Raw genomic sequence first — 22,657 nt, forward strand, 5'->3', positions numbered from 1 at the left:
AGCCGGTTCGGTCAGCGCCGTAGCCCAGCCCGGCGGGACCCGGACCGCCGGCGGCGTCGGGAGGCGTTCCTACGCCCCGGGTGCTCCGGGGGCCCCGGAGGCGGGGGCCGTCGCCCTCGGCTCCACCCGTACGCCCGGCCGCACCCCCCACCGCTCCATCGCCCCGGCCTCCGCTTCCACCACGTGCCGGGCCCGCGGCCGGGGCAGCCCGAGGCGGCCGGGCTTCATCGTGCGGACGGCCAGGACCGTGAACTTCCGGTCCAGGTACGCCACATCGATGGCGAACCGCATCCGGAAGGTGTGCACACTCCCGCACGGGGTGAGCATCATCGCCCCCTCGATCCCGTCCCGCCCCAGCAGCCCCTTGGTACGGGCCCGGTACGAGGCCGCTATCCGCAGCGGCACCTCCCGGGCCCCGGAGTCCGTGCCGACCGTGAGCGTCCCGTCGCCATCGCGCCATGTCCTCATGGGCACCGACCGTAGCCCCCGGCGGGCCCGCCCGGGTCATGAACGGCCGCGCCTGGGCCCCCGGGCCCAAGACCCCTGGTCCCGCGGCCCCTTAGGGTCGTCCCGTGGACGCCGTGCTGCTCTCCCTCGCCACGGTCTGGGGTGCCGTCACCGGACTGCTGATCCCGCGTGCCGCCTACCGGTTCGCCGTCGATCCGGAGGCGCCCTGGCGTACGGCGTGCCCCTCGGGGCACCCGCTCACCGGCCCGCTCCGAGGCTGGCTCGGGCCGGCCCGGTGCGCGCCCTGCGCCGCCGCCCCGGGGACCTCGGCCATCCCCGGGGTCGACACCGGCACCGACCTGCCGGGCGCCGGGCTTTCGGAGGCCGGACCCGGAGCCGAACCCGGGCCCGGACCCGGAGCCGAGACCGATACCGTCGGCCGGCCGGGCGCCGGACCCGGGGCGGCCTCCGCCGAAGCGAGCCGCAGCAGCGGAGCCCCCACCCCCGGCCCGTCCGCCGCCTACGCCCCCGGCGTCCTCGCCCCCCTCATCACGGTGGTCGCCTGTATCGCGCTCGCCGCCGCCACCGGGGCCAGGCCCGAGCTCATCGGGTGGCTGGCGCTGACGCCCGTCGCCGTGCTCCTCGCCGTCGTCGACCGCCGGGTCCACCGGCTGCCCGACCCGCTGACCCTGCCCCTGGCAGCCGCGGCCGTCCTGCTGCTCGGCGGCGCCGCGCTGCTTCCCGGGCACGCCGGCTCCTGGACCTCCGGCCTGCTGGGCGGACTGGCCCTCGGCGGCTTCTACTTCCTGCTGTTCCTGATCAACCCGAACGGCATGGGCTTCGGCGATGTGAAGCTCGCCCTCTCCCTGGGCGTGGCCCTCGGCTGGTACGGCTGGACCGTGCTGTTCCTGGGCGGGTTCGCCGGATTCCTCTTCGGGGCCGCGTACGGACTCGCCCTGGTGCTCCTGCGACGCGCGGGGCGCAGGACCGGCATCCCGTTCGGCCCGTTCATGATCGGCGGGGCGCTGACCGGCCTGCTGCTCGGGGCCCTGGCCGGGTGAGGACGGCCCCCGGGAGTACCCACCCGCGCGGGCGCGGAACCGGCGACGGAGCGGGGAGAGGGCCGGCGCCTGGGCCCGGGCGGCGCCCACCCGCGCGGGGATATTCGTTCGCGTGCTCCGGGCCCGCCTGACACGATTCCCGTATGTCCGAACCATCCGATCCCACCCTCCCCTCCTTCGACTCCGCGGCCTCCCGTGACCGGTTCGAGGCCCTCGTCGCCGAGGCCGGCGCCGTATCCGTGGACGGATGGGACTTCTCCTGGCTGGCGGGCCGGGCCACCGAGGAACGCCCCTCCTGGGGGTACGCACGCGCGATGGCCGACCGGCTCGGCCGGGCCCGCGCCGCGCTCGACCTCCAGACCGGGGGCGGCGAGGTCCTGGCCGCCGCGCCGAAGTTCCCGCCGGTCACCGTGGCCACGGAGGCCTGGCCGCCCAACATCGCCCGCGCCACCGCCCTGCTGCACCCGCTCGGGGCGGTCGTCGTCGCCGACGACAACGAGCCGCCGCTGCCCTTCGGGGACGCCGCTTTCGACCTCGTGGTCAGCCGCCATCCGGTCACCACGTGGTGGGGGGAGATCGCGCGGGTCCTCGCTCCCGGCGGCACGTACTTCTCGCAGCAGGTCGGCCCGGCCAGCGTCTTCGAACTCGTCGAGTACTTCCTCGGCCCCCAGCCGCCCGACGTCCGTCGCGGCCGGCGCCCGCAGGACGCACGGGCCGCCGCGACGGCGGCCGGGCTCGACGTGGTGGACCTGCGCTCCGAGACCCTGCGCACCGAGTTCCACGACATCGGCGCGGTGGTCTACTTCCTGCGCAAGGTGATCTGGATGGTGCCCGGATTCACCGTCGAGCGGTACCGGCCCCAACTGGCCGCACTGCATCGGCAGATCGAGGCGGAAGGGCCGTTCCGCGCCGGCACCGCCCGCTTCCTCGTCGAGGCCCGCAAGCCCCGGTGACGGCGGGCGGGACCCGTCCACCGGTCAACCCGCTTACCCCGTACGCCAGTTCAGCTCTTCCCCGGAGGCAACGGGATCGTGCGGGCAGCCGTCCTACTCGACGGGACGCACACCCAGCGAAGGGCACGGCGAAGGAGGGGGAACGGTCATGGCCCTGGAGAGGGAGGACTGCGCGGCGCCCGCCGGGCGCGCGCGGCACGGCAACGCCGACTGGCTCACGGGGGCCAGGATCACCGCCGTCCTCGGGGTCTACTACCGGCCCGAGGGCCGGGCGGGGGAGCCGGAGGCCGTCGAGTTCGTCCTCTCGGAGGACCAGTCCGTCCTGCTGACCTGCGCCTCCGACCGGACGCTGCGCGTCACCCCGGGCGCCTGGCCGAGACTGCCCGACTGGTGCGTACCGGCGAGCCGGTGGCAGCACGCCCCGCCCGTCCTCCTCCCGCCGGTGCCGTACGGGGGAGCCTGGACGGTCGTGGGCACCCAGGAGCTGAGGGACGCCGACGGGGAGGTACTCCAGGCCGTCATCCGGTGCGAGGAAGGGGACTTCGTGGTGGTCGCCGGAGACACGATGGCGATCCGCTTCGCTCCCCGCCCCTGACCCACCCGTCGCCATGTACACCCCCGCGCTCCGACCCGCGCGGGCCGGCACACCCCGCACCCTCACCCGTCGCCGGGTCCACCCCGTACACCCCACCCGCGCGCCTCGCGTGCCCTGCCCGTGCGCCCGCCCCTGTCCCTGCGCCCCGCCCCCGGGCCCTACGCGTGCGGTCCCACCGTCACCGGGCCGACCGTCAGTTCCGCCGTCCCCTCCATGATCGCGGCGACCCGCTCCACCTGCTCCCCCAGTGCTGCCGGCCCGGCCACGGGCAGGGGCTCCAGCGGCTCCACCGTCACCGTGATCCGGCGGCCCGAGCGGCGCAGGTGCCAGACGCCGGCCACCGTGCCGTCGACCAGCAGCACCGGGAAGTTCCCCGCCTGCCCGCCCGCGAGAGCCCGCTCGTACGCCGCCCCCGGGAACAGCCGATCGCGAGGCCGGGAGGCGATGGTGAACGCGTCGAAGTACGGGAGCAGGCGCACGCCGCGCACCGGTGACGCGGGGAAGTCGGTGTCGCCCGCGACCACCCACGCCGGACCCTCGTCCGCGAACATCACCTCCTCGATCGCCCCCGCCGCCGCCAGCGCGGCGAACCGGCTCGCGGCCCAGGGTTTCGGCGCGGCGAGCCAGCGGGCGAAGTGGACGGAGGTGGCCGGCCCGTACGCGTGCAGATACCGCTCGATCAGGGTGTCCAGAGCTCCGGGGCCGGGCAGCGGGGTGCACCCGGGGTTGGTGTACGTCGCCTTCCGCCCCCGGTTCGGGGCGTAGGCGAGGGCGCCCCGGTGGCCGGCCAGGTGCAGGACCTGCCGCCAGCGCGGCCACATCGCCTGGAATCCGGGCATCACCAGGTCCCCGGCCCACGGCCCGGTCCGCGCGATGACCTCCTCGGAGAGTTCGTCGATCGTGAGCTCCGTCCCGGTCAGCGCCTCCGCGACGGCCGCGACGACCGCCTCCACCTGGTCCGGGGTCATCCGGGCGCCCTTGGGGAAGGGGTTCGTGCCCGCCGGCACGGCGGACAGGGCCCCGGTCCACAGGGGCAGGTCCGCCGCGGGCAGCAGGTGGACCGTGCCGCGCGGCCCGAACGTCTTGACCAGGGTCCGGTCGGTCCACAGGGCCGTTCGGACGTCCGTACGGGTCAGCCCGTCCCCGCGCAGACCCACGGACAGCTCGGCCGCCGACAGCACCTGGGCGTGCGCGCCGAGCATCGACGCCACCGCCGCCCCCGGGGAGGCGAGGGGCGACGCGGTGGCGGCGGCATCCGGGTGGAGGTGCTGGCGGGCCAGCCTCCGGGCGTTCGCCCCGGCCCAGCTCACGGTCGTTGTCGCACGGGATGGTGTCGTCATGCTTCGAAACTAGAGCCCTCAGAGGTCAGGTTCCGTCCTCTGTCGCCCCGGCGGCGTCAAGGCGACGCCGTACCGCGACCCCTCGATACCGGGGTCGATACCGGGGTCGATACCGGGGCCGGTCCGACGCTGACAGCGGGGCCGTCATCGGGAGCCCGACGGGCGCGTGCGCCCTGCCCGGAACACGGTCCGGGCCCTGCCCGGAACGCAGTCGGGTGAATCCGGAGAGTAATGATGGAGTGGCGCGGCACACGGCAGTACTTACGAAGGGTTATGGTGGAAACCCCCCCTCGGGCCGGTCCGTATCCCCCCCCACGGACCGGCCCGTTTTTTTACGGGTCGGCGTCGGCGTTGCCGTGCGGCCCCGGGGTGTTCCCGCTCGTTCTCGCGCGCAAGCCTCGTTGGGCGCGCGCAGGCCCGTCGAGCCGGCGTCAGCCGCGACCGGCCCAGATGTTCGTGCCCGCCGTGTCCACGGCGAAGGCGTCGATCTCCCTCAGCTCTTCGGCGGTCAGCGCCGGGCCCGCGAGGGCCGCCACGTTCTCCTCCAGCTGCTTCACGCTCGACGCGCCGATCAGCGCCGAGGTCATCCGGCTGTCCCGCAGCACCCACGCGATGGCGAGCTGGGCGAGCGACTGGCCGCGGCCCCGTGCGATGTCGTTGAGCCCGCCCAGCCGGCGGACCACCTCCTCGGAGAGCAGGCCCGGGTCGAGGGACTTGCCCTGGGTGGCGCGCGAGCCCTCCGGAATGCCCTTCAGGTACTTGTTCGTGAGCAGGCCCTGTGCGAGCGGTACGAAGGAGATGCAGCCCATCCCGGCCGTCTCCAGGGTGTCGAGCAGCCCGTCGTCCTCGATCCAGCGGTTGATCATGGAGTAGGACGGCTGGTGGATCAGGGCCGGCACGCCCATCTCCTTGAGCAGCCCGGCCGCCTCGGCGGTCTGCTCCGCGTTGTACGAGGAGACGCCCACGTACAGCGCCTTGCCCTGCTGGACGGCGGAGGCCAGGGCGCCCATCGTCTCCTCCAGCGGGGTGTGCGGGTCGAAGCGGTGCGAGTAGAAGACGTCGACGTAGTCGAGGCCCATCCGCTTCAGGGAGGCGTCGAGCGAGGACAGCAGGTACTTCCGGGAGCCCCACTCGCCGTACGGGCCGGGGTGCATCAGATAGCCAGCCTTGGTGGAAATGACCAGTTCATCGCGGTATGGGGTGAAGTCCTGGGCGAAGAGCTTGCCGAAGTTCAGCTCGGCCGAGCCGGGCGGCGGGCCGTAGTTGTTGGCCAGGTCGAAGTGGGTGACCCCGAGATCGAAGGCGCGGCGCAGGATCGCCCGCTGCGAGTCCAGGGCCCGGTCGTCGCCGAAGTTGTGCCACAGGCCCAGCGAGAGGGCGGGGAGCTTGAGGCCGCTGTGCCCGGTCCGGCGGTACTCCATGGAGTCGTAGCGCGAACCGGCGGCGCGGTAGTACAGGTCGGGGGAGAGGTAATCAGTCACGTTTCATTCCTTATCACGGAGTTGTGACAGACCGGGTTGGGCCCCCGTGACCCGATCGCAGTAATGTGGCGGCTTCGGGGAATGCCGATGTGCGGCGCGGCGAAGGCCTGCGCGGCCGTGCCAGTGGTAGGGGTACGGGCCGCCGAGGGATCGCGCGGGCGGCGCAGACCGTGCAGCGATCCCCTGCGGGGGGACGGCCCCCGGACCCCCGGCGACGGGGAGGGCGGGCCCCGGGCCCGTACGGAACCGAGAGGGTGAACACAGTGAACTTCCGCGACCTGGTGTACAGGCTCTACGCGCGCCGGGTGCGAGGCCGCCTGGACCACGACCAGGTGCCGAAGCACATCGGGGTCATCCTCGACGGCAACCGGCGCTGGGCCAAGGCGTCCGGCGGATCGGCCGTGCAGGGCCACCAGGCCGGCGCGGACAAGATCTCCGAGCTGCTCGGCTGGTGCAGCGAGACCGACGTCGAGGTCGTCACTCTCTGGATGCTGTCCACGGACAACTTCGACCGGCCCGAGCACGAGCTGAAGCCGCTGCTCGGCATTATCGAGAACACCGTGCGCAACCTCGCCGCGGACGGGCGCTGGCGCGTCCACCACGTCGGCACACTCGACCTGCTCCCGCCGGAGACGCAGTCGGTGCTCAAGGAGGCCCAGGAAGCGACGTCCGACATCGACGGAATAATCGTCAATGTCGCGGTGGGCTACGGCGGCCGCCAGGAGATCGCGGACGCGGTGCGCTCCCTGCTCCTGGAACACTCGGAGAAGGGCACGACCTTCGAGGAGCTGGCCGAGGTCGTCTCCACCGACCTGATCTCCGAGCACCTCTACACCCGGGGCCAGCCCGACCCCGACCTGGTGATCCGGACGAGCGGCGAGCAGCGGCTCTCGGGCTTCATGCTCTGGCAGAGCGCCCACTCGGAGTACTACTTCTGCGAGGTCTTCTGGCCGGCCTTCCGCAAGGTCGACTATCTCCGGGCGCTGCGCGACTACGCAGCCCGCCACCGCCGCTACGGGGCCTGAGGTGTCCTGAACACCGTTCCCGCCCGTGCGTTGCCCGACGGCTCCCCCGCAGAGATCCTCCACGGGGGAGCCGTCGCGTACGCAAGGGGGTCACCACGCGTCCACCGGGACTTCTCCACACCGTGTCATATGCGACGGCATGGCTTCGCGCCGAAAAGGGAATACCCCTGTCAGGTCGACGTCCGGTCATCAACCAGGCGGATGTCGCAGCCAAGTGAGCGGCACCCAGCCCGCCCGCCCGGGAGGCCCTTTGCACACGAAGGACCGTAGACAGTCTGCGGCCGACGCGGTGGCCGTGGTCCGGCCCGCGCACAGGGGCCCGATCCCGGTCCGTCCTCTCCCTTCGGGAAGCTCCGCGACCGTCCGTCGCACTCCCCGACCTCGTCCGAGGGGGTACGTCCTTCCGTGATGACCAGCAGCAAGCGCCGCATGCCCGACCGGCGCACCTACGTTCTCGACACCAGCGTCCTGCTGGCCGATCCCGGTGCCATGGCCCGCTTCGACGAGCACGAAGTCGTGCTGCCGATCGTGGTGGTCACGGAACTGGAGGCCAAACGGCATCACCCCGAGCTCGGATACTTCGCCCGGCAGGCCCTGCGCCGGCTGGACGACTTCCGGGTCCGGTACGGCCGGCTGGACGCCCCGATCCCGCTCGGGGATCTGGGCGGGACGCTCCGTGTCGAACTCAACCACTCCGATCCCGGCGTCCTGCCCGCCGGCTACCGGTTGGGGGACAACGACTCACGGATTCTCGCGGTCGCACGCAACCTCCAGGCCGAGGGGTACGACGTCACGGTCGTCTCCAAGGACCTGCCGCTCCGCATCAAGGCGTCCTCCGTGGGCCTCCTCGCCGAGGAGTACCGCGCGGAGCTCGCCGGCACGGACTCCGGATGGACCGGCATGAGCGAACTGTCCCTCGCCGGGGAACAGATCGACCTGCTGTTCGGCGAGGAGACGCTGTACGTCCCCGAGGCCGCCGAACTGCCCGTGCACACCGGTCTGGTCCTCCAGTCCGAGCGCGGCAAGGCGCTCGGCCGGGTGAGCGCCGAGGGCAACGTACGGCTCGTGCGGGGCGACCGGGAGGCCTTCGGCATCCACGGGCGCAGCGCGGAGCAGCGGATCGCCCTCGACCTTCTGCTGGACGCCGACGTCGGCATCGTGTCGCTGGGCGGCCGGGCCGGCACCGGCAAGTCGGCGCTGGCCCTCTGCGCGGGCCTGGAGGCGGTGCTGGAGCGCCAACAGCACAAGAAGGTGATGGTCTTCCGCCCGCTGTACGCGGTGGGCGGGCAGGAGCTCGGCTATCTCCCCGGCAGCGAGGCCGAGAAGATGAGCCCCTGGGCGCAGGCGGTCTTCGACACGCTCTCGGCGGTAGCCGGGCGCGAGGTCATCGAGGAGGTGCTCGGGCGCGGGATGCTGGAGGTCCTGCCGCTCACCCATATCCGCGGCCGGTCCCTGCACGACGCGTTCGTGATCGTCGACGAGGCCCAGTCGCTCGAACGGAACGTCCTGCTGACCGTGTTGTCCCGCATCGGGGCGAATTCGCGTGTCGTGCTCACCCACGACGTGGCCCAGCGGGACAACCTCCGGGTCGGCCGGTACGACGGAGTCGTCGCCGTCGTCGAGAAACTGAAGGGCCATCCGCTGTTCGCCCACGTCACGCTCACGCGGTCGGAGCGTTCACCGATCGCCGCGCTGGTGACCGAAATGCTGGAGGAAGGCCACATCTGACACGCATATCCCTTTGATGCCGCCCGGCGGGCCAAGCACCCTAGCCGGGCGGCATTGTGCTGCGCCGTCATTTCCGGAAAACCGAGCGGCCGAACGGGGTGTGACCTTTCCCACGTAAGACAGAATTGCCTCCCGGCGCTCCCGTCCGGCAGAGTCTTGCTTCCGTCAGGCCCCGCATACGGCACTTGGGCACCTCCAGAGGCGCCACGCATCACACAACTCAACACGAGACGCCCGTATGCCGCCCGCGAGCACCACGCGGCAACCCCTCACCGGGGTTGCCCATCGGGCCCGCGCCTCCCGTGACCCACGCAGTAGGGAGGCCAGTGTCAGGGGCACGAACGCGCCCGCGAGGTCACCTAAGCGGGCGATGCTGGAAGGACACCATGTGAGCCGGATCTCGGTCCGGGGGTTCGCCGTGGCATCCGCCACCGCGGTCACCACCGTTGGCGCCGTCGTAGGCGTTGCTGCGGGCGGCACACCTGCCCCCGACGACAACAACTTCGAGGCGGCCGCAGCCGACACCACGCTGCTCGCAGACATCCCCGCGGGCCAGCAGGCCCAGGTCCAGACCGCTTCGCTGACGCAGCAGGCCGATGCCCAGGCATCCGCCGCCGACGCCGCCGCGAAGAAGTCGGCCGAGGAATCGGCCCGCCTCCAGGCCGCCAAGGACGCCAAGTCCAAGAAGCAGGCGGCCGAGGACCGGGTCGAGGCCGAGCGGGAGGCGGAGAAGAAGAAGAAGGAAGACGCCGAGCGCGCCAGCCGTTCTTCCACCCGCGACGCCGCCTCGTTCTCCGCGCAGGGCTCCTACAGCGTGGCCGACGTCAAGGCGATGGCCCGCCAGATGGTCCCCGCGGACCAGTTTCAGTGCTTCAGCAACATCGTGAACCACGAGTCGACCTGGAACTACCGCGCGAGCAACCCGTCCTCCGGGGCGTACGGGCTCATGCAGGCGCTCCCGGGGCACAAGATGTCGTCCGCCGGCGCCGACTGGCAGACCAACCCGGCCACCCAGATCAAGTGGGGCCTCAGCTACATGGACGGCCGTTACGGCAGCCCGTGCGGCGCCTGGTCCTTCTGGCAGGCCAACAACTGGTATTAGAGGGAGCGGGCGCAGTTTACGGACCGTCCTCTCAACCTCGCGAGGCCCCCCACCGTCCAGACGGTGGGGGGCCTCGCGCGTGTACGGTCGCATCCTGGCGGTCCCGGGGAGCGTTGGGAAACGCTGAGGAGCGCTGGGTGGCGAAGATGGGGGAAGGAACGCAAGCATGTCGAAACTGCCGGGCTGGCTGGGCCGCTTCGGGTCCGAACTGACGGAGCTGAGTACGCGGCTGGACGAGCGACGGGCGCGCGCCGCCGCCGAGGACGAAGACCCCCTCGCGGCGCGAGGAGCCCCCGCCGTCCCGGAGGCCGATGACACCGGGCAGGTGCCCGCGCCGCCCTCGTACGCCCCCTCGGTCGCGGCGAAGCCGGATCCGGTGGCGGCGATCCCGTGGGGGATGCGGGTCGCCGCCGAGGCCGGCTGGCGCCTTCTCGTCCTCGCGGGGACGCTCTGGGTGCTGATGCGGGTGATCAGCGCGGTCCAGCTGGTGGTGCTGGCCTTCGCCGCCGCGCTGCTCGTCACCGCGATGCTCCAGCCGACCGTGGTCCGGCTCAAGCGGTTCGGGCTGCCCCACGGGCTCGCCACCGCCGTGACCGCCGTGCTCGGGTTCGTCATCATCGGCCTGGTCGGCTGGTTCGTGGTGTGGCAGGTGATGGACAACCTCGACACGCTCTCCGAACGGGTCCGCGACGGCATCGACGAGCTGAAGCGCTGGGTGCTCGACAGCCCCTTCCACGTCACCGAGTCGCAGATCAACGACATCGCCAAGAACCTCAACGACACCATCGGCACCAACACCGAGGAGATCACCTCCGCCGGGCTCCAGGGCGTCACCGTGATGGTGGAGTTCCTCACCGGGCTGCTGCTGGCGATGTTCTCCACGCTGTTCCTGCTCTACGACGGCCGGCGCATCTGGGAGTGGTCGCTCAAGCTGGTGCCCGCCGCGGCTCGCCCCGGGGTCGCCGGCGCCGGACCGCGCGCCTGGCGCACCCTGACCGCGTATGTGCGCGGCACGGTGCTCGTCGCCCTGATCGACGCCATCTTCATCGGTTTCGGGCTCTACGTCCTCAATGTGCCGCTCGCGGTTCCGCTGGCCGTCTTCATCTTCCTGTTCGCCTTCATCCCGCTCGTCGGCGCCGTGGTCTCCGGGGCGCTCGCGGTGGTCGTCGCGCTGGTCACCGAAGGGGTGTGGACCGCGCTGTGGGCGCTGGTGGTGGTCCTGGCGGTGCAGCAGATCGAGGGCCACATCCTGCAGCCGTTCATCCTCGGCCGCGCCGTCCGGGTGCATCCGCTCGCGGTGGTCCTCGCGGTGGCCACCGGCGGTCTGGTCGCGGGCATCGGCGGCGCGGTGGTGGCCGTACCGCTGGTCGCCGTGATCAACACGGTGGTCGGCTATCTGCGCTCGTACGGCGAACCGGGCGAGCGGGGCGGTCACCACGGGGCCACCGCCCTGTCGATGAGCCCGGCGGACGCGGGGCCGGCGCCGACGCCCCCGGAGCCGCAGGACTCCCCGGGCGAACAGGCACAGGAGAAACGGCCGCCCCAGGAGTAGCGGAAGGGCGGGCGACACGGCGGGCGAGAAGGAAGACGGCACGGCAGGCGGCACGGAAGTCGGCACGGAACAGAAAGAAAAGAAGAGCCCCGGGGACGGTCGGTCGTCCTCGGGGCTCTTCTCGTATCAGGGGTGGTGCGGTGTCACCGCTCGGCGAGAGAGGCCTCGGCGTCGAGGGTCACACCGACCGCCTGGATCACCGAAGCGACCTTGACGGCTTCCTGAATGGTCTCACGGTCCACGCCGGCCTTGCGCAGCACCTGCTCGTGGGAGTCCAGGCACTGGCCGCAGCCGTTGATCGCCGAGACGGCGAGCGACCACAGCTCGAAGTCGACCTTCTCCACGCCCGGGTTGCCGATGACGTTCATCCGCAGGCCCGCGCGGAGCGTGCCGTACTCCGGGTCCGACAGCAGGTGCCGGGTCCGGTAGAAGACGTTGTTCATCGCCATGATCGCGGCCGCCGACTTCGCCGCGGTGTACGCCTCGGCGGAGAGGTTGGCCTTCGCCTCGGGCTCCAGCTCGCGCAGCACCTTCGGCGAACGCGAGGCGATCGCGCAGGCCAGCACGGTGCCCCACAGCTGCTGCTGCGGGAGGTCGCTGTTGCCGATGACCGAGCCGAGGTTCAGCTTCAGGTCCTTGGCGAAGTCCGGTATGGCGGACTTCAGTTCGTCGAGAGCCATGTCGATATCAGCTCACTCGCCCGAGAGGAGCGCGACCGGGTCGAGGGTGTTCTCGCCCTTGGTCCAGTTGCACGGGCACAGCTCGTCCGTCTGCAGGGCGTCGAGGACCCGCAGGACCTCCTTGGGGTTACGGCCCACTGAACCGGCGGTCACCATCGTGAACTGGATCTCGTTGTTCTGGTCGACGATGAAGACGGCGCGCTGGGCGAAGCCGTCCTCGCCCTCGATGCCGAGGTCACGCATGAGCTCGTGCTTCGAGTCGGCGAGCATCGGGAAGGGCAGGTCGGTCAGGTCCGGGTGGTCCTTGCGCCAGGCGTGGTGCACGAACTCGGAGTCACCGGAGAAGCCGAGGACCTGGGCGTCGCGGTCCGCGAACTCCTCGTTCAGCTTGCCGAAGGCGGCGATCTCGGTGGGGCACACGAAGGTGAAGTCCTTCGGCCACGCGAAGACGATCTTCCACTTGCCCTCGTAGGTCTTGTGGTTGATCTGCTCGAACTCCTTGCCGCTCTCCAGCGAAACACAAGCAGTCAGGTCGAACTCGGGGAACTTGTCACCGACAGTGAGCACGCGCTCTCCTTGCAAACGTCTGGAATTCCCCTTTTGGGGGAGTTCCTGAGGGTTGGACGAGTTCCACCTTGACACAGAGTGCATTGATCACGGAAATAGCTACACTCGGTCGAAATGATCGGAGGTGCCTATCAGTGGGCCAGGGTAATCAGGGCATACGCCCCAAGCAGTCCGGTAAGCCGGCCACCAAGCAGCCCAGCCTGTCGCAGCTGCGCGCCTTCATGGCCGTGGCGGAACACCTGCACTTCCGGGACGCGGCAGCAGCGATCGGGATGAGTCAGCCCGCACTCTCCGGAGCGGTGTCCGCCCTGGAGGAGGTGCTGGGTGTCCAGCTCATCGAGCGTACGACGCGCAAGGTGCTGCTCTCGCCCGCGGGAGAGCGGCTCGCGGTGCGGGCCGGGGCGGTGCTGGAGGCCGTCGCCGCGCTGATGGAGGAGGCGGAGGCGGTCCGGGCCCCGTTCACCGGAGTGCTCCGGCTCGGCGTGATCCCGACCGTCGCCCCGTATCTGCTGCCCACCGTGCTCCGCCTCGTGCACGAGCGTTACGTGGACCTCGACCTCCAGGTCCACGAGGAGCAGACCTCCTCACTGCTGGAAGGTCTCGCCACCGGGCGGCTCGACCTGCTCCTGCTCGCCGTGCCGCTCGGGGTCCCCGGAGTGAGCGAGATCCCCTTGTTCGACGAGGACTTCGTGCTGGTGATGGAGCAGGATCACTGGCTCGGCGGCCGGGCGGACATCCCGCGCGACGCGCTGCGCGAACTGCCGCTGCTGCTCCTGGACGAAGGGCACTGCCTGCGTGACCAGGCTCTGGACATCTGCCGTGAGGCGGGCCGCACCGAGGGCGCGCCGGTGACCACGACCGCCGCCGGGCTCTCGACCCTGGTGCAGCTGGTGGCCGGTGGGCTCGGGGTGACGCTGCTGCCCCGGACCGCGGTGACGGTGGAGACCGGCCGCAGCGAGGCGCTGGCCACCGGGTACTTCGCGGACCCGGCGCCCACCCGGCGGGTGGCGCTGGCGATGCGGACCGGGTCGGCGCGGGGCGGCGAGTTCGAGGAGTTCGCGGCCGCCCTGCGCGAGGCGATGCGACCGCTGCCGGTGCGGCTGGTGGAGAAGTCCGACGGTGCTCCCCGGGGCTGACGGCGCCCTCCCCGGGGCCGGCGGCGCCCTCCCCGGGGCTTTCAGAGCGAGATTTCGGCCACCGTCCGCCAGATCTCGGCCGCGAGATCAGGCATATTGGTCGTCTCCACCTGGGAGACGAGTTCCCTGAGCCGACTGCCCGCTTCCTGGTCGCCGGCCTTCAGGTCGAGCACGCCGCGCAGGACCTTCAGCCGCACCTGGTCGCGGTAGGTGAGCGACTGGGCACTCTCCTCGACCCGGGCCACGAGTTCCGTGGCGCTTGCGATGTCCCCCTGGTGGTAGGCGAGCTTGGCCTTGAGGAAGAGGAGTTCGTGCCAGTGCCGCAGCGGGCCGGTGACCTTCAGCAGTGGTTCGACGCTGTCGAGGAAGGACTCCGCCTCGGCGAGCCCGGGCGGCATGGCCTGCATGGACAGGGATGCCGCGGCCAGTCGCAGTCTGATCCAGAGCACCAGGTCGTCCCGGCCGCCGAGGGCCCCCAAGGCCTCCAGGAGGAAGGCGAAGGCGCGGCTGTGGTTGCCCTGCCGGGTGCTGACCGTGGCCGCGGTCCAGAGCACCTCGGCCGCCAGCGCCCCGTCGGTGTCCCCCAGTGACTCGCGTACCTCGTCGACGAGGTGGGCGGCCTCCGCGAGATCGCCCAACTCCGCCTCCGCCGACACCAGGACGAGCTTGCTGCGCACCAGGTCGGAAAAGGAGATCCGGACGCCGTGCGCCTGGCTGATGGCCAGCACCTGGCGCACGGCCGTGCGGGCCGCCTCCGCGTCGCCGAGATTGCGGGCGCAGCGCGCCAGCCGTAGTTGGGCCCGGACCTGGAGCGCGGGCCGGCCCATGTCGTCGCTCAGCTCGCTCAGGTGCGCCAGGGTGCCGCGCTGACGGGGGAAGTCGCCGAGTGCCTCGTAGCACCTGGCTAGCTGGGCGAGTGCGTGCCAGCGCATGGCGGGGTCGGCTTCCTCGGCGGAGTTCAGGGCCTCGACGAGAATGCCCGCCGCCTCCTCGTCGACCTCCCGCTCCGAGAGCGCGGCGACGGAGGCGACCGCGTCGGTCAGGCTCTCCCCGGGCTGTCTCTCGAAGCTCTCGGCCGGAACGCCGAGACGCTCGGCCAGGTAGGCGACCGAGCGCTCTGTCGGCCGGCGGCTGCCGGACTCCAGGCGCGACAGATAGGTGGCGGACATCCCAGGCCCGGTCAGTTGGACCTGGGACTTGCCGCGTTCCTGCCTCAACTGGCGCAGGCGTCTACCGAATGCTGGCTGCTCGAGCAACTTCCACCTCTGCGTGGAACACGTGGTGCCTTGTCCCCCGACAGGACAACTTCAAGCCGACCTCAAGGCGGGCTTGGATACTGGCTTCCGATAGTTCCATGCCATGGGCGGCTTGGCAAACTTTGACCCGAGCTTGGCAACCGGTCCGGTGGCCACCGGACCGGTCACCGGGCCGGTGGCCCCTACGGCCAGTCGATGTTGCCGATCGGCTGACCCTCGGACTGCGTGCTCACGGCCGCGCCGATGAGACGTTCGGGCGCGGTTCCCAGCGAGAAACTGGCGGACAGGGCGAGGGCCGCCAGCCCCCCGGCGGCGATCTTGACAAGCTTGTCGATCTTCACGATCCGGCTCCTTGCTGTCCATGATTCAGCCCCACGCCATCGACCGCTGCGTCCGGCCGAAAGGAGTGGCGGAGCCCCGGTCGCGCGGGTCGATTCGAACACTAGATGGCTGGCGGGCGTATGGGCAAAGGGATTGACAAGAGATTGACACCGTGTGGCAAGTTCCTGCTTTGTCATGCGGATTCGGGCGGCTTCGGATAAAGGTGCCGCTCGTACTCGGGACCGTAACGGCGTTCCAGCTGGTCCAGCGGCGTGTCGGTCCACTCCGTGGTGTGGGAGATCCGGGCCCGCGAGGGCACGGCGTCCGGCGCCCAGGTGGAGGGGTCCCAGAGCCGGGCGCGCAGGAAGGACTTCCCGCAGTGGAAGTAGACCTCCTCCACCTCCACGAGCAGGGCGAGCCGGGGCCTGCTGCCCCGGACCGTCATGAGGTCGAAGAACGGCGCGTCCCGAAGCAGCCTCGCGCGGCCGTTGATCCGCAACGTGTCCGGTCGGCCGGGTACGACGAACGCGAGGCCCACCCGTGGGTTGTCGAGGACGTTGCGCCAACTGTCGACCCGCCGGTTGCCCGGCCGGTCCGGGATCGCCAGGGTTCTCTCGTCCACGACATGGGCGAACCCCGGCGGATCGCCCCTGGGGGAGACGTCGCACGTGCCGTCCGCCGCCGCCGTCGCGAGCAGGCAGAAGGGAGATCGCTCCAGCCACTGGCGGTCCACGTCCCGCAGCGTCGCCGACGCCTTGTCGAACACCCTGCGCGGGGCCGGTCCGACCACCTCGCGCAGTTCCTCCAGGGAGGTGATCTCGGAGTAGCTCACCGGCCCGTCGCGGGCGCTGCGTCCGCCGCGCCCTCCCCGGTGACGACGACCGTCGAAGCGCACACCTCGTCACAGGTCGCCAGGGCCGCGTCGGCGTCGGCACCGACCGCTATCACCTGGCCGATCCGGTCCCAACTGGACCTGAGCGCGGCCACCTCGTCCCCGGCGGACACCTGGAGATCCAGCTCCACGACCCCATCGAGGGCGCGGGCCTCATCGACGCCCTCGATCCGTGACACCACCCCGGGCCCGGCGGTCAGGAAACGGGTCGCGGCGGCCTGCGCCAGCGGGAGCCGCCCGGCCGGGGCCGGCAGTCCGGGGCACGGCCAGGCGACCGTGTACGCCTCCATGTCGAAGCCGTACGCCTCCTCCACCAGATCTCTGATCCGGTCGCCGCCCGGCCGGTTGTGGGACTCGATCACCCGGGGTCCGTCCGGGGAGAGCCGCAGCTCGGTGTGGGTGGGGCCGTGCGTCACCCCCACGGCGTCCAGGAACTCCACGGCGGCCGCCTCGACGGCGCGTTCGTCATCCGCGTCGATCCGGGCCGGGATCACATGGCCCGCCTCCACGAAGTTGCCGTCGGTCAGCTTCTCCGTGACGGCGACGACCACATGCCGGCCCTCGAAGGTGAAGGCCTCGACGCTGAACTCGGGCCCCTCGACATAGGCCTCGGCGATAAAGCGGTCCAGTGGGAAGTACTGGACGAACTGGTGCTCGGAGGAGCGCAGTTCGCCGATCCGGTCCCAGGCCGCGCCGACTTCCCCGGGCCCCCGCACCAACTGGACGCCCAGGCTCGCGATGCCGTCGACCGGCTTCACGATGAACGGGTAGCCGTGCGCGGCGCCGAACGCCTCCAGCGCCGCCCGGTCGCTCACCTCGGCCGCCGGCACCGTGGGAGCCCCGACGCGGGCGAGGTGCTCGCGCATGCTCAGCTTGTCCCGGAGCCGCCGTGCGACCTCGTGGGAGACGCCGCCGAGACCCAGCAGGTCGTTGATCCGCCCGGCGACCTCCACGCCCGCCTCACCGGTGGTGGCCACCCGGGTGAAGCCGTAGGCCTGGTGGGCGGCCGTGACGATGGGCTCGACCACGGACCAGTCCGCGAAGTCGAGAAGGAAGGCCGCGTCGACCAGCTTCGCGTGCTCGGGGGTGAACTGCCCCGGCTGCTGGAGGTACACGACGCCGAGGCCCTGCTCCACGGCCTTGCGTACGTTCTCGATCCGGCCGCCGATGATCAAGACTCGTTCTGCTGACATAGGTCTTCCTTGTCCTGTGCGTGCTGGGTTCAGAGCGGGTGCGAGGGCCGAGCCCGGGCGCGGCTCAGACAGGGGCGTCGGTGATCTCCACACGGGCGGTCGCCCGCAACCGCTCGGCCAGGGAGACGAGTTCCGCCGCCCCCGGGCTGGCGAGCACCGCGTACGCCAGCCGGTCCCCGGAGTTCTCGGCGGGACGTACGGCCGTGCCGGGCGTCAGCCGGGCGGCATGGTGGACCACGTCCTTCCGGGCGGCCCAGTCCGACAGGTCGAGCGCGGAGAGGACCCCGGCCCGATCGGCGCCCAGGAACAGACTGCCCGCGGAGCGCACGGGGTCCCGGCCGGCCGGCGGCAGCCGCGGCTGCTCGCCCAGGGCCATCCGCAGACAGGCCTCGTACACGTCGAAGTCGTGCGCCAGGGAGATGATCTCCAGGATGTGGTCGCCCGGGGTGCGCACCGCGACCTCCATGATCAGGAGGTCGTCCTCGGCGCGGGCCCTGAACTCCAGATGCGCGATCCCGGTGCTGAGGCGCAGGGCGGCCACCACACCCCGGCACAGCTCGTCCGCAGCCTTCCGCAGCACCGGGCGCCGGGTGCCGTGGCCGGCCTCATGGAACAGCTCCACGAAGAACGGGGTTCCGGTGGTCTCCTTGCGGGTCAGGTTGGTGAACAGCACCTCCCCGTCCCGGACCAGCGCCTCGATGCTGTACTCCGGCCCCTCGACGTAGCGCTCGACCAGCAGAGGGCCCTCGTCGTCGCGGCGGCGCACGGCGTCCCGCCACTGCTCGGGGGTGTCGACCCGTTCGACTCCCATGCTGCCCTGCATGGACACGGGCTTGACGACCACGGGCAGTCTCTCCAGGGCCCACTCGGCGGCGTCCGACAGCCGTACCGTGTGCCGGTGAGCGGGTTGCGGCAGGCCCGCGCGGTCGAACTCGCCACGCTGCATCGCCTTGTTGCGGGAGACCGTGGCGGCGTCGAGGCCCGGCCCGGGCACGCCGAGCCGGTGCTGCAGGATCGCCGTGGCGAGCACGTGCGGCTCGGCGAACCCCAGCACCGCGTCCGGAGCCAGCCGGTGCGCCAGCGTCATCGCCGGGGGCAGCCATGACTCGTCCCGGGCCGCGACACCCTCCACCGGCTCGAAGTCGACGACACACGGGAACCGGGACACCAGTTCGGCATGCCGGGCGACGGTCTCCACCAGGCCCACCCGCAGGCCCATCCGCTGGGCCGCGCGGAGATAGCCCTCCGCCATGACACCGGCACCGACCAGCACCACGGACCGTTGCGTACCACTCAGCGACATCTCGACTCCTGATGTGTCGGTTGTGAATCTCTCACCACGTGCCGCAGCTCCTCCGCGGTCACCTCCCGGGTCGCGGCCGCGCACAGCAACCGCTCCAGCGCCGCCATCCAGCGCTCGGCCCAGCGGGGGGTGTGCACCCGGGTGTCCACCTGGAGCACCAGCCGGATGCCGGACTCGCTCACGTCGGCGCTCAGATAGCGGGTGGACCGCCAGAGGAGATCACTGGGAACCCAGCGGGTGACACCGGCCGCGGCGGACTCCTCCAGCTCCGCCGCGACGACGTCGCGGCGGAGCAGGGCGCTCGCCCGGGGCCGGTAGTTGAACGTGGGCGTGGTGTCCAGGCGGACCCCCCGCTCCCGTTCGGCGGCACGGTGCAGCGCGGCCAGCCGGTCCGGTGGGTACGAGCCGGAGCGCAGCGCGCCCAGAGTGGCCGAGGCGGTGGCACCGACCAGCTCGGGGAAGGCCGAGCCCGCCACCGGCACACAGAACGGCACGGGCTGGGAACAGGGCACCACGGCGTTGACGGTCTCGGGGCGCGACCGGTTGGCGGCGAGCAACTGGAGGTACCCCGTCGGGCTGTCCGTGAGATGGGCGTCGACCGCGACCATGGCAGCCGCGAGCACGGTGGCGACGCTCTCCCCCGTGCGCAGCGACACCGCGCCGGCCGCCAGGTCCAGCGCGGGCGAGGTGCGTGACAGGAACCGGTACCGGTCGGCGCAGGAGGAACGGTCCGGGACGTCCGGGGCGGGGAGCGCCGCCGGCATGGCACGGAGGACCTCGGCCGCTCGGCGCAGGGCACGCTCCGCCGTGCGGCGGGCCGGCTCGGCCGCTTCGGCGGCGGCCTGTTCGCGAGGGCTGCGGCCCGCGTCCCGGCTCCGGGCGGGCGGCCACTCGGGATGACGTACGGCGACGGCGAGGACGAGGTGGTCGGTGACCGGCAGCAGAGCGAACGCGTCCACGGCGACATGGCTGAACACCAGCGCCAGGAAACGGGGCGAGCCCGCGCGGCCGATCAGTGCCGCGCGCACCGGCCACTCCTCGGAGACCTCGAACGGCGTCCCGGCCAGCCCGTCCAGCACGCTGGAGGCCACCACAGCGGTCTCCGTCCCGCCGGCCACGTCGTGGACGGCGAGACGCAGGGTGCCCTCGGCGTGGACGCGCTGGGCGGGCCCGGCCGCCGCGTCGGCCGGTTCGCGGTCGACCGTGCTGCGCAGGCCCTCGAAACGGTGCAGCAGCTCCCGCAGGGCCGCCACGACGTCCTGTTCGCCCACACCGGGCCGCAGTTCGTAGAGCCTCTTGATGGCGAGCCCGCGCCCCGACGGCCGGGCGGCGTCCGTCTCGGCCAGGTAGTACCGCTGGCTCCAGGTGAGTGGCGCCCGGTGCGCCTCGCCCGCCGCGAAGCGCACCGGGCGGTACTCGGGGGTGGTCGGCACGACGGCTAGCCCCCGACCTCGGACTCGTCCACCGGCGCCCAGGTGAAGGTCAGCTTCCCGCCCGCCGCCACGGCGCGGCCGAGCGCCTCGTCGCGGTCGGCCCCCTCGGCGATGATCCAGGCGGCGCGGTCCCGGTTGGACCCGTTGGCCCGGTAGACCATGCCCGGCTGCACGCCGGGACGCATATGCACCTCGTGCACGCCCTCCACGGCCCGCGCGTCGGCGACGCCGTCGATGGCGTCCAGGCGGCCGAGCGGCGCCGACATCAGGAAGTGGACGACCGCGGTGCGGTCGCACACGACGTTCAGGTCGGGGGTGCCGCCCAGCAGGGCGGTCATGTGGAGGCGGCACATGTCGACGCCGCTCGCGATCCGTACCGCCTCGGGAATCCGGTCACCGGCGATCCGCCCGTTGACCTCGATGACCCGGGCGTCCTTGCCGTCGGCGGTCAGTTTGAGCTCGACGTGGGCGGGGCCCCAGGTCAGCCCGATCGCCTTGACGGCCTGCTCGGCCCTCTCGACGAGCAGGCGCTCCCGGTCACCCGTGACCGCCGCCGGGAAGATATGGCCCATCTCCAGGAACAGCGGGGGAGGGCTGCAGATCTTCTCGGTGAGGCCGAGGACCTTGCCGTGCATGACCTCCGCGGAGTACTCGGCGCCGGGGACGTACTCCTCGACGACCACCCGGGGGGCGACCCGCTGGCCGAGGTAGTCGCCGATCCCCATGATCTCCCGGGTGATCTCGCCGACCTCCTCGGCCGTTTCGCAGCGGCGGACCCACAGACTGCCGGTGAGGTCCAGCGGCTTGACCACCACCGGGAACCCGATCGACGACGCGGCGGACGCGGCCTCCTTCGCCGACGAGCAGACCTCGAAGCCCGGGTTGAGGCCGGGCGTCGCGGCCATCGCGGCACGCATGGAGGCCTTGGAGCGGCAGGCGGCGACGGCCGCCGGGTCGGGGCCGGGCAGCCCCAGCAGGGCGGCCACCTGGGCCCCCATGTCGCAGTAGTACTCGTACACCGAGGCGACACCGACGAGTTCGCCGTCCGCGGCGATCTCCCGGCAGGCGTCGGCCACGGCGGCGGCGTCGTGGGTGTCGCAGGCGCGGACGTCCACGCCGAGCTCGGCGTAGTCGCGGATCAGCGAGGGAGCCATGGCCGCGGGCCGGGCCGCCACCACGACGGGGGTCACGCCCTGCTCCAGCAGGAACCGGGCGCAGTCCTGGCCGGCGCCGGTCAGGGGGGACTCGACGAAGACCACGTAACGGGGAGTCTTCCGGTCGGACATGAGGGTGCTCCTTGGTCAGGCTTCGGGGCCGGTCGGTTTCGGGGGCTCGTCAGGAGGAGGGGGCCGGGTCCGCGACCGGCAGCGGCTCCTCGGCGGGCAGATCACGCATCCGCACCAGGCGGGACAGGAGCAGCCACAGGACCCCGGCGGTCATGCCGACGCCCGCGACGAACAGCCCGCCGCGCAGGCCGATCCACTCGCCGAGGGCGCCGCCGGTGAGCGCGCCCAGCGAGAGGATGCCCCAGACGATGAACCGCACGCTGGCGTTCATCCGCCCCAGCATGTCCGGCGGGCACAAGGCCTGCCGGATGCTGACCTGTCCGACGTTGTAGACGACGATGCCGAAACTGACGGTGAACCAGGGGACGGCGAACAGCGCGATCCCCCAACCGCCGTGGGTGAGCGGAATGAGCAGGGTGGTCGGTACGGTCACCAGGTACGCCAGCCACATGACGCGCACCTGCCCGAACCGGCGGGCGAGGCGGCCGGACGCCGCCGCACCGAGGATGCCGCCGAGTCCGCTGACCGCCATCAGCACACCGACGGTCGCGCCGGGGAGCTTCAGCTCCTCGACCAGCAGGAGCATCATCAGCGGCAGCATCACCGCGTAGAAGAAGTTGTACGTCGCGGCCGAGCCGGTGATGGCCCGGAACACCGGCTGTCGCAGCACGAACCGCAGACCGCCGCTGATCTCGGCCGCCATCCGGGGCCGCTCCCCGCGGGGTGGCCGCTCCTCGACGGTACGTATCCGTGTCACCAGCAGCGCCGACAGCACATGGCCGACGGTCTGGGAGGCCACGGCGAGCGTGGCGCCCAGGAGTTGCACGAGCGAGCCGCCGAGGGTGGGGCCGGCGAGCCGGGCCACCGCGTTGGTGCTCTCCAGCCTGGCGTTGCCCTCGACGAGGTGGGCGCGGCCCACCACGGCCGGGATGTACGACTGGTAGGCGATCTCGTAGAAGGCGGTGGCGAAGCCGATCGCCAGGGTCGCCGCCATCAGCACGGTGAAGTCCACGCGGTCCAGGGCGAACCCGATGACCAGGAACAGCAGGAAGAGCGCGCGCAGCGCGTCGCAGGCGATGAGGATCGGCCGTCGGCGCATCCGGTCGACCAGCGTGCCCGCCGGCAGGCCTATGAGGAGGAAGGCGATGGTCTGCGCGGCCTGGAGCAGCCCCATCTGGAAGGGGGTGGCGGCCAGCATCGTCGCGGCCAGGAGGGGCAGCGAGACCCGGCTCATGTTGGCGCCGAACGTACTTGCCGTCTGGGCCGCCCAGAAGAAGCGGAAGTCCCGCTGCTTGGTCAAGGACAT

The 22,657-nt window shown here is 71.8% G+C and carries 21 protein-coding genes; 8 read left to right on the forward strand and 13 right to left on the reverse strand.

Features of this window, described 5'->3' with window-relative positions; all coding sequences use genetic code 11:
• Positions 1-69: 69 nt before the first annotated feature.
• A complete protein-coding gene (locus ACZ60Q_RS16070) occupies positions 70-468 on the reverse strand; it encodes a DUF192 domain-containing protein (protein WP_469634066.1) in 399 nt (132 codons plus the stop codon).
• A 104-nt stretch (positions 469-572) separates the two neighbouring features.
• On the opposite strand from ACZ60Q_RS16070, the gene ACZ60Q_RS16075 reads away from it, so the two are divergent.
• The 3 genes from ACZ60Q_RS16075 to ACZ60Q_RS16085 all read left to right on the forward strand — a co-directional run bounded on the left by ACZ60Q_RS16075 (position 573) and on the right by ACZ60Q_RS16085 (position 3,056).
• On the forward strand, positions 573-1,508 hold the full coding sequence (locus ACZ60Q_RS16075; RefSeq protein WP_469634069.1) for a prepilin peptidase: 936 nt from the start codon (positions 573-575) through the stop codon (positions 1,506-1,508).
• A gap of 143 nt (positions 1,509-1,651) precedes the next feature.
• A complete protein-coding gene (locus tag ACZ60Q_RS16080; protein WP_469634072.1) occupies positions 1,652-2,461 on the forward strand; it encodes a class I SAM-dependent methyltransferase in 810 nt (269 codons plus the stop codon).
• 148 nt (positions 2,462-2,609) lie between these two features.
• Positions 2,610-3,056 (forward strand): hypothetical protein, encoded by a 447-nt coding sequence (locus tag ACZ60Q_RS16085; protein ID WP_469634075.1) that lies wholly within the window; start codon positions 2,610-2,612, stop codon positions 3,054-3,056.
• A gap of 158 nt (positions 3,057-3,214) precedes the next feature.
• Here ACZ60Q_RS16085 and ACZ60Q_RS16090 read toward each other — a convergent pair whose 3' ends face one another.
• Both ACZ60Q_RS16090 and mgrA read right to left on the reverse strand, forming a co-directional pair.
• The gene (locus tag ACZ60Q_RS16090) at positions 3,215-4,396 is read right to left on the reverse strand and encodes a winged helix DNA-binding domain-containing protein (RefSeq protein ID WP_469634078.1); all 1,182 of its coding nucleotides are present in this window, start codon (positions 4,394-4,396) and stop codon (positions 3,215-3,217) included.
• A gap of 431 nt (positions 4,397-4,827) precedes the next feature.
• Positions 4,828-5,877 carry an L-glyceraldehyde 3-phosphate reductase gene (gene mgrA / locus ACZ60Q_RS16095; RefSeq protein ID WP_469634080.1) on the reverse strand — a complete coding sequence of 350 codons (1,050 nt, stop codon included), beginning with the start codon at positions 5,875-5,877 and terminating at the stop codon, positions 4,828-4,830.
• A 263-nt stretch (positions 5,878-6,140) separates the two neighbouring features.
• Between mgrA and ACZ60Q_RS16100 the strand changes: the two genes are divergently transcribed.
• From ACZ60Q_RS16100 to ACZ60Q_RS16115, 4 genes are all read left to right on the forward strand, one after another.
• Positions 6,141-6,902, forward strand: coding sequence for an isoprenyl transferase (locus ACZ60Q_RS16100; protein ID WP_469634969.1), 762 nt, complete (start codon positions 6,141-6,143; stop codon positions 6,900-6,902).
• Positions 6,903-7,307: 405 nt separating this feature from the next.
• Entirely contained in the window at positions 7,308-8,630 is a 1,323-nt protein-coding gene (locus ACZ60Q_RS16105; protein ID WP_469634082.1) for a PhoH family protein, read from the forward strand.
• Positions 8,631-9,018: 388 nt separating this feature from the next.
• Entirely contained in the window at positions 9,019-9,732 is a 714-nt protein-coding gene (locus ACZ60Q_RS16110) for an aggregation-promoting factor C-terminal-like domain-containing protein (RefSeq protein WP_469634085.1), read from the forward strand.
• 166 nt (positions 9,733-9,898) lie between these two features.
• A complete protein-coding gene (locus tag ACZ60Q_RS16115; protein ID WP_469634088.1) occupies positions 9,899-11,284 on the forward strand; it encodes an AI-2E family transporter in 1,386 nt (461 codons plus the stop codon).
• A gap of 143 nt (positions 11,285-11,427) precedes the next feature.
• Here ACZ60Q_RS16115 and ACZ60Q_RS16120 read toward each other — a convergent pair whose 3' ends face one another.
• Positions 11,428-11,964, reverse strand: coding sequence for an alkyl hydroperoxide reductase (locus tag ACZ60Q_RS16120; protein ID WP_469634091.1), 537 nt, complete (start codon positions 11,962-11,964; stop codon positions 11,428-11,430).
• A gap of 12 nt (positions 11,965-11,976) precedes the next feature.
• The gene (locus ACZ60Q_RS16125; RefSeq protein ID WP_007452441.1) at positions 11,977-12,531 is read right to left on the reverse strand and encodes a peroxiredoxin; all 555 of its coding nucleotides are present in this window, start codon (positions 12,529-12,531) and stop codon (positions 11,977-11,979) included.
• A 134-nt stretch (positions 12,532-12,665) separates the two neighbouring features.
• Here ACZ60Q_RS16125 and ACZ60Q_RS16130 point away from each other — a divergent pair, with 134 nt between their 5' ends.
• The gene (locus ACZ60Q_RS16130; RefSeq protein WP_469634094.1) at positions 12,666-13,667 is read left to right on the forward strand and encodes a hydrogen peroxide-inducible genes activator; all 1,002 of its coding nucleotides are present in this window, start codon (positions 12,666-12,668) and stop codon (positions 13,665-13,667) included.
• A gap of 41 nt (positions 13,668-13,708) precedes the next feature.
• Here ACZ60Q_RS16130 and ACZ60Q_RS16135 read toward each other — a convergent pair whose 3' ends face one another.
• The 8 genes from ACZ60Q_RS16135 to ACZ60Q_RS16170 form a co-directional block, all read right to left on the reverse strand.
• Positions 13,709-14,923: a helix-turn-helix domain-containing protein gene (locus ACZ60Q_RS16135; RefSeq protein ID WP_469634096.1), complete on the reverse strand. Its 1,215-nt coding sequence runs from the start codon at positions 14,921-14,923 to the stop codon at positions 13,709-13,711.
• A gap of 182 nt (positions 14,924-15,105) precedes the next feature.
• Positions 15,106-15,264 (reverse strand): hypothetical protein, encoded by a 159-nt coding sequence (locus tag ACZ60Q_RS16140; protein ID WP_469634098.1) that lies wholly within the window; start codon positions 15,262-15,264, stop codon positions 15,106-15,108.
• Positions 15,265-15,437: 173 nt separating this feature from the next.
• Positions 15,438-16,076, reverse strand: coding sequence for a pyridoxamine 5'-phosphate oxidase family protein (locus ACZ60Q_RS16145; RefSeq protein WP_469634100.1), 639 nt, complete (start codon positions 16,074-16,076; stop codon positions 15,438-15,440).
• Positions 16,073-17,329 carry an ATP-grasp domain-containing protein gene (locus tag ACZ60Q_RS16150; RefSeq protein ID WP_469634102.1) on the reverse strand — a complete coding sequence of 419 codons (1,257 nt, stop codon included), beginning with the start codon at positions 17,327-17,329 and terminating at the stop codon, positions 16,073-16,075. Before ACZ60Q_RS16150 ends, ACZ60Q_RS16145 begins: the two co-directional genes overlap by 4 nt.
• 64 nt (positions 17,330-17,393) lie before the next feature.
• Positions 17,394-18,632 (reverse strand): ATP-grasp domain-containing protein, encoded by a 1,239-nt coding sequence (locus tag ACZ60Q_RS16155; protein WP_469634105.1) that lies wholly within the window; start codon positions 18,630-18,632, stop codon positions 17,394-17,396.
• Positions 18,623-20,065, reverse strand: coding sequence for a condensation domain-containing protein (locus ACZ60Q_RS16160; protein WP_469634108.1), 1,443 nt, complete (start codon positions 20,063-20,065; stop codon positions 18,623-18,625). Before ACZ60Q_RS16160 ends, ACZ60Q_RS16155 begins: the two co-directional genes overlap by 10 nt.
• Positions 20,066-20,070: 5 nt before the next feature.
• Complete coding sequence (locus ACZ60Q_RS16165) at positions 20,071-21,351, reverse strand: ATP-grasp domain-containing protein (protein WP_469634110.1); 1,281 nt, start codon at positions 21,349-21,351, stop codon at positions 20,071-20,073.
• 49 nt (positions 21,352-21,400) lie between these two features.
• Positions 21,401-22,657, reverse strand: a complete 1,257-nt coding sequence (locus ACZ60Q_RS16170) for an MFS transporter (RefSeq protein WP_469634111.1) — start codon at positions 22,655-22,657, stop codon at positions 21,401-21,403.

The organism is Streptomyces sp. NPDC104313 (assembly GCF_055583985.1).